Origin of the sequence: Kitasatospora sp. NPDC058965 (genome assembly GCF_042741245.1) — a bacterium.
In the GTDB taxonomy this organism is placed as follows: Bacteria; Actinomycetota; Actinomycetes; order Streptomycetales; family Streptomycetaceae; genus Kitasatospora.
The window spans coordinates 1-5,660 of record NZ_JBHYKG010000428.1 but is presented as its reverse complement, the minus strand read 5'-3'; the positions used below and the strand labels follow the sequence as shown (position 1 = coordinate 5,660).

Sequence of the window (5,660 nt, the reverse complement as noted above, 5' to 3'; positions counted from 1 at the left end):
CCCGGCCGCCGGCGTCGTCCTGGTCGTCCGCGCCGGCGTCGGCGCCACCCGCACCGGCGGCCGGGCCGCGGAGCCGGCCCCGGACCCGGCACCGACGGCGGCCCCGGCCCCGGAGCCCGAGGGCCGCGAGCCGGCGCTGTGCGCCTGAACCCGCGGCCTCCCCGGGCGTGACGGTTCAGGCCACCAGCAGCCGCAGGCCGAGCTCCGCCGCGTCGAGGCCGACCAGGTCGCGGTTGCGCTCGGCCCACCGGCCCGAGGCGAGGTCCTCGCGGAGGCTGCGCACCGCCCGCCGCTCGGCCGCCGGCCCGACCCTGGTCCACACCGACATCGCGCGGCGCACCGGTTCGTCCAGGTACGCCTCGGGCCGGCGCCAGTAGGCCTCGAAGAAGCCGTCGGCGCAGTCCCACGGGACGAGCACCGGCTCCATCCGGGCCCCGATCGCGGCCGCCAACCGGTCCACCGAGGGCCGGCCGACGACCAGGTCGGCGACCTCGGGCAGGTAGTCGCGGGACAGCCAGAACCGGTGCCGCCAGCCGGCGTCGCTGGCGTCGTGCGTGAACACCACCACGCGCCGGGCCACCCGCCGCATCTCCCGCAGCCCGGCGATCGGGTCCTGCCAGTGGTGCACGGTGCTGAAGGCCATCGCGGCGTCGAAGGACTGGTCCGCGAACGGCAGGCTCTCCGCGCTGGCGGCCACGCACGGCGCCGCGCCCGCGGGACGCTGGGCCCGCATCACCGCCGACGGTTCCACCGCCGTCACGGCGCGGTCGGGTGGCTCGTAGGAACCGGTGCCGGCCCCCACGTTCAGAACCGTCCGCGCGTCCCCGAGGGCGTCCCAGACCTGCGCGGCGATCCGCGGCTCGGTGCGCCGCGTCGTCGCGTAGTCGGACCCGATGACCTCGTACAACTGCGCCCCGACCATCTTCAGTTGCTCCTCCGGCGTCGTCCTGATCCCCATCGCCCGCTCCTCCAGCTCCTTGTCGATGGCCGTCACCATGGCGGCCGTGCGGTCCCGCTGCTCCACCAGCAGGCCGCGCAGCCGGTGCAGCCGGGCGACCGCGTCGGTGGCCGGGTCGTCCACCAGGTCCGCGATCTCGCGCAACCCGAACCCCAGCCGCCGGAACGCCAACACCTCCCGCAGGCGCTCCACATCGCCCGCCGAGTAGGCCCGGTACCCGCCCCCGGTCCGCTCGGACGGCTGCACCAGGCCGATGTCGTCGTAGTGGTGCAGGGTACGGACGCTCACACCGGCCAACTCGGCCACCCGTCCGACGGTCAAGTGCTCGTGCTCTTCCACGTCGGCGACTATCCGGCATCACGCCGCGTGAGGGTCAAGCACGAAGCCCTTCGCGCCGCGGGTGCCGGGCTGCGGGGCCGGGGTCCGGATCCGCCGCAAAGGTGCGGGACCGCCCCCGGGGTGGAACAGTGCGAGGGCCGTGCGGTGTGCACGGCCCTCGCACGGGGTGTGGGGCGCCCCGTTCCCGCCCTCGTCGTCCGGATCTGCACGTGGTGGTGAGATGTGCGGTGTGCTCGGTCACCTGTACGCGGTGCTGAGCTGCACTGTTGGTGAGGAATTGAACCCCTGCGTTGCTCTTCACGCACCAAGGGCCGGATAAACCGCCGACCCGCGGTGTGTGCACGCCTCCGTGACGACTACCTGCTTCCCACACCCAGCTCGTGGGTCAGTCCTCGATCAGGTCGATCTCCCAGTTGGTGCGCTGGATCAGGGTGTCCACCTCACGGATGTCCTTGGCCAGCAGGTCTGCCTGGGCGCGCAGCTCGGCGACCGGCAGGGCGGAGAGGATCCTGAGTTCGGACCGCAACTGCCGTACGGCGCCGCGCTGGTCACGTCCCGAGGCCGCGTCGGCGGCCGCGGTGACCACCGAGTGGCGCAGCCGCAGGACGTCCCGGCGGGCCAGGGCGTCGGTCAGGGTGCCGACGCCCTCGACGACCGCGGTGGAATTGGTCCGGTTGATCTGACGGATCAGCCGCTCCAACTCGTCCAGCACCTCTCCGGCCTGGGCCAGCACCTCCGCCGCGTTCTCGGCCGGCTCCTCGCCCTCCTGGTAGCGGGCGCTGCCGACGACGCGCGTCCGCAACTGCTCCACCCGCCGCACCGCAGCCGCGCGCTGGGCCAGCGCTTCAGCCAGTTTCACCGCGTCATCACCCCTACGTCCTGCTGATCGTCCGGTAAGTATGCACGTCAGCGCCGGGCAGGGTGGTTCGCGGGGTGGGCTGACGAGGATTCGCGTACCTCCCCGGCGCTGCCCCGCACACCCAGGTCAGGGGTGTCCGCTCAGCGCCCCTCGCCCAAGCGCTCCACCAGCGCGGCCAGCTTCTGGGTCCGGCGGGGCGAGCCGTTCGGCCAGGCGTCCACCACCTCGCAGGCCCGGGCCAGGTCGCCGCCCAGCAGCTCGCAGACGACCACCAGGGCCGCCTCCAACTGCCCGTACGACTGGCCCAGCCGGTCCTGCACCGCGTCCGTGCCGCTCGCCGCCACGGCGACCCGCAGCTCCTCGACCAGCGGGGCGAGCCACAGGGCGCGCAGCGCGTACTCGCTGCGGCCCTCGAAGGTCGGGGCGAGGGCGGCCAGCAGCCGGGCCGGGTACTCGTCGCCGCCCTCGGCCAGCTGCGGGTAGTCCTTCGCGAACTCGTCCCACTCGACGTAGAGTTCGGAGATCGCTTCGGGCACCAGCGGCCACCGGTTCCAGCTCTCGTCCGAGAGCGTGAACACCTGCCGCAGCAGCTCGTACGACACCTCGGCGGAGCGGGCGAGCAGCACGGCGTCGTACAGGTCCTTGCCCTGCGGGTGGTTGTCCGAGACCAGCCACAGGATCTTCCACGCCAACGAGAGTTCGGGCGTGGCGACGAGCAACGGCGCACTCACACCCGGCAGTTGCTCGGAGCGGGGCTGGCCGGGCAGCTGCTCGGTGAAGACGAAGTCCAGCTGGACGGTCCCGCCCGGCAGCCCGGGCGCGCTCCACGGCACCACCAGGCGGCGGCCGGGCACCCGGCTGTAGGTCCAGATCTCGTCCGCCACCGCCTGGTCGGCGTGCAGCCGCACCCCACCGGACAGCCGCTCCGCGCCCGCGGCGATCTCGCCGAGCAACTGCTCGGTGCGCGGGTCCTCCAACTCCCAGTCGGCGGGCCGCACGACGAAGTCCAGGTCACCGGGCTCCCGCGCGGCGTCGCCGAACCAGGCGCGCAGCAGGATGCTGCCGCGCAGCATCAGGTGCTCGGCCCAGCCGGACTCCGCGACGGCGGACAGGACGGTGTTGAGCGCCTCCCGGCGGGCGACGAGCCAGCGCTCGGCCACCCCGGGATCGGCGAACAGCGGCTCACTGGGCCGCAGGGCCCGGCTGTAGCCCGCCAGGGCCGGGTCGAAGACCGGCTGCTGGGTGACCGCCTCGTGGTCGATCGGGCGCACGCTCTTCGGCAGGTCGAGGCGCTCGCGGACCTCCTCGCTCGGGGCCTGCTTGGGCAGCAGGACCTGCTCCCACGGCCCGTACTCGAGGTCCTCCCAGCCGTTGTCGGCGGCGGGGGCCGGGGCGGGGGCGGTCTGGTCGCTGGTCATCGGAGTGCTCCCTGTCGGTCGTGCGCGGTGGTGTGGTGGGCGGTGAGGTGATGGGCCGGTATGTGGCGGGCGGTGGTCCGGTGCTCGGCGATGTTCCGGTGCTCGGCGGTGGGGTACTCGTCGATCCAGCCCGCGTCGAGCGTCTCGTCGGTGTCCAGGGCCACGAACTCCCGCTCCGCCGAGGCTGTCCGGCGCCCGTCCGCGGCGAGTTCGGCGAGCAGGGCGTCGAGCCGCAGGCCCGCCGTGGCCAGCCCGACCAGGCGGCAGCGCTGGGTCACGAACCGCTCCCGCAGCCCGTCGGCCCGCACCCTGCGGGCGTTGCGCGAGAGGTGGGCCCCGTGGCGAACCGCCAGCTCGGCCAGGCCGTCGGTGGACTCGTCCTCGGCGAGCAGCAGTTTGACGTGGTGTTCGAAGTACCGGTGCGCGCCGTGCCGGGCCCCGTCGGCGTCCGACTGCGGCACGCCCTCGGCCCACGGCACGGCCTCGATCTTCACCCGCAGCACCGCGAACCCGGCCCCGGCCAGCCGGCCCGCCATCCGCCGGGTGACCGCCGCGACCTCCTCGAAGCTGCCGGACTCCCGCAGTGTGAGCATGGGTTGGGAGACGGCGGCGCCCCGGTCCAGCAGGATGTGCGTGAACTTCAGGCCGTGCTCCGCCGACCAGACGGCGAGCTCGTCGGCCACCGCCGCCCCCACCGTGAGGTGCACCTCGAAGTCACCGCGGAGCGGCTCACCGGCGTCGGGCGTGGAAGCGGCGACAACAGCCGCGTCGAAACGGACCGGGTCGAAACCGACCAGGTCGGAGTGGGTGACGAACATGCGCACAGCCTGCCAGCCCCCACCGACAGCCCACCCCCGGGGGCCTGATGCGGCACCAGTTCCCCGGCCCTCGGAGCTCACCTCACGGCGTGGAGGCAACCGGTCGACTCGACAGGGCCGAGTTCGGGGACCGCCAGTCGCCGTTGCCCGCGGGCCTCGCACGCACTGTTGAGCGGTGGCTCCATCACCGCCCCGATGACGGTGACGCGGCGCCCGTCACGTGTCCGGAGCACGAGCGGCGTTCCCTACCCGGTGTCAGCCCTGGGGGCCGGCCGGGGGCGGCCCGGTGAACCTTCCGTGCCGGGCCCACGTCTTACCTTGCGACCGCCACCACCCGCCCAGGAGAACAGACCATGGCCGACAAGGACGTTGAGCAGACCGACCAGCAGGGGCACGCCCCGGGGGCCTGGTGGGCGGACCTCGGAACGTGGGGAGCCGTCGCAACGATCGTCCTCGGGGGCGTCGCGGCCGCGTGGGTCACTTTCAGGCTGCCCGGCACCCCGGAGAACCTGGCTTCCGGCTACTACGGGGCCGCCAAGGTCGTCGCCATCGGCCTGGTGGCCGTGGGAGGCACCCTGCTGAGCCGCCGTCGCGCCCGGACCGCGGCCACGACCGAGGAGACGAGCGAGCGGGAGCGCGTCTGACGCCACCCCGGCCGGTGGGCAACGTCGCCGGATCAGCGACGGCTTCCGAACTGTCGGGGCAGCAGAACCGGATGCTGGTGTCGCCGCCCGGTCAAGGTCAGGGCCGCGCGAGTGAACGACCGGGTCGTGGCCGAGGAGACCGGCGAGCGTCCAATCCGACCGCAGCCCGCTGCGGCCGGTGCCACGCCACGACAAAACCGGTTGCGACACGGCGGGTTCCTCGCCACGGTTGCGAGGTGACGACAGAGGAGATCGGCAGGGTCAAGCGGATCGGCCGCACGGTCCACCGACCGGTCGGACCATGGACCCCGGCGGTTCACGACCTGCTCCGCCACCTGGAGGCGGTCGGGTACGAACTCGCGCCCCGCGTACTCGGTTTCGACGACCAGGGCCGCGAAGTCCTGACCTGGATCGACGGCGAGTCCGGTCCGGACGGCTGGGCCAAGGTCGTCGACGACCAGGGCCTGATCACCTTCGCCCACCTGCTGCGCGACTACCACGACGCCGTGGCCGGCTACCGGCCGCCCGGCACGACCGCCTGGTCCACCACCACCGCCGGGCCCGTCGGCGACGAAGTCGTCTGCCACGGCGACTTCGGCCCCTGGAACACCGTCTGGCACGGCA

Annotated in this window: 5 protein-coding genes and 1 pseudogene; 2 read left to right on the top strand and 4 right to left on the bottom strand. The window is 73.6% G+C overall.

The features are described 5' to 3' along the window. Window positions 1-175: 175 nt before the first annotated feature. From ACFW1A_RS37600 to ACFW1A_RS37585, 4 genes are all read right to left on the bottom strand, one after another. Window positions 176-1,264, bottom strand: a complete 1,089-nt coding sequence (locus ACFW1A_RS37600; protein ID WP_380417637.1) for a MerR family transcriptional regulator — start codon at window positions 1,262-1,264, stop codon at window positions 176-178. A gap of 418 nt (window positions 1,265-1,682) precedes the next feature. Continuing rightward, window positions 1,683-2,156, bottom strand: coding sequence for a DIP1984 family protein (locus tag ACFW1A_RS37595; RefSeq protein ID WP_380417635.1), 474 nt, complete (start codon window positions 2,154-2,156; stop codon window positions 1,683-1,685). 140 nt (window positions 2,157-2,296) lie between these two features. Continuing rightward, the gene (locus tag ACFW1A_RS37590) at window positions 2,297-3,574 is read right to left on the bottom strand and encodes a nucleotidyl transferase AbiEii/AbiGii toxin family protein (protein ID WP_380417633.1); all 1,278 of its coding nucleotides are present in this window, start codon (window positions 3,572-3,574) and stop codon (window positions 2,297-2,299) included. After that, window positions 3,571-4,392, bottom strand: coding sequence for a hypothetical protein (locus tag ACFW1A_RS37585; RefSeq protein ID WP_380417631.1), 822 nt, complete (start codon window positions 4,390-4,392; stop codon window positions 3,571-3,573). Before ACFW1A_RS37585 ends, ACFW1A_RS37590 begins: the two co-directional genes overlap by 4 nt. A 353-nt stretch (window positions 4,393-4,745) precedes the next feature. Between ACFW1A_RS37585 and ACFW1A_RS37580 the strand changes: the two genes are divergently transcribed. Together ACFW1A_RS37580 and ACFW1A_RS37575 are read left to right on the top strand one after the other, a co-directional pair. Beyond that, window positions 4,746-5,036 (top strand): hypothetical protein, encoded by a 291-nt coding sequence (locus ACFW1A_RS37580; protein ID WP_380417629.1) that lies wholly within the window; start codon window positions 4,746-4,748, stop codon window positions 5,034-5,036. Between the two features lie 236 nt (window positions 5,037-5,272). Next, window positions 5,273-5,660: pseudogene (locus ACFW1A_RS37575) on the top strand (aminoglycoside phosphotransferase family protein); the annotation flags it as partial.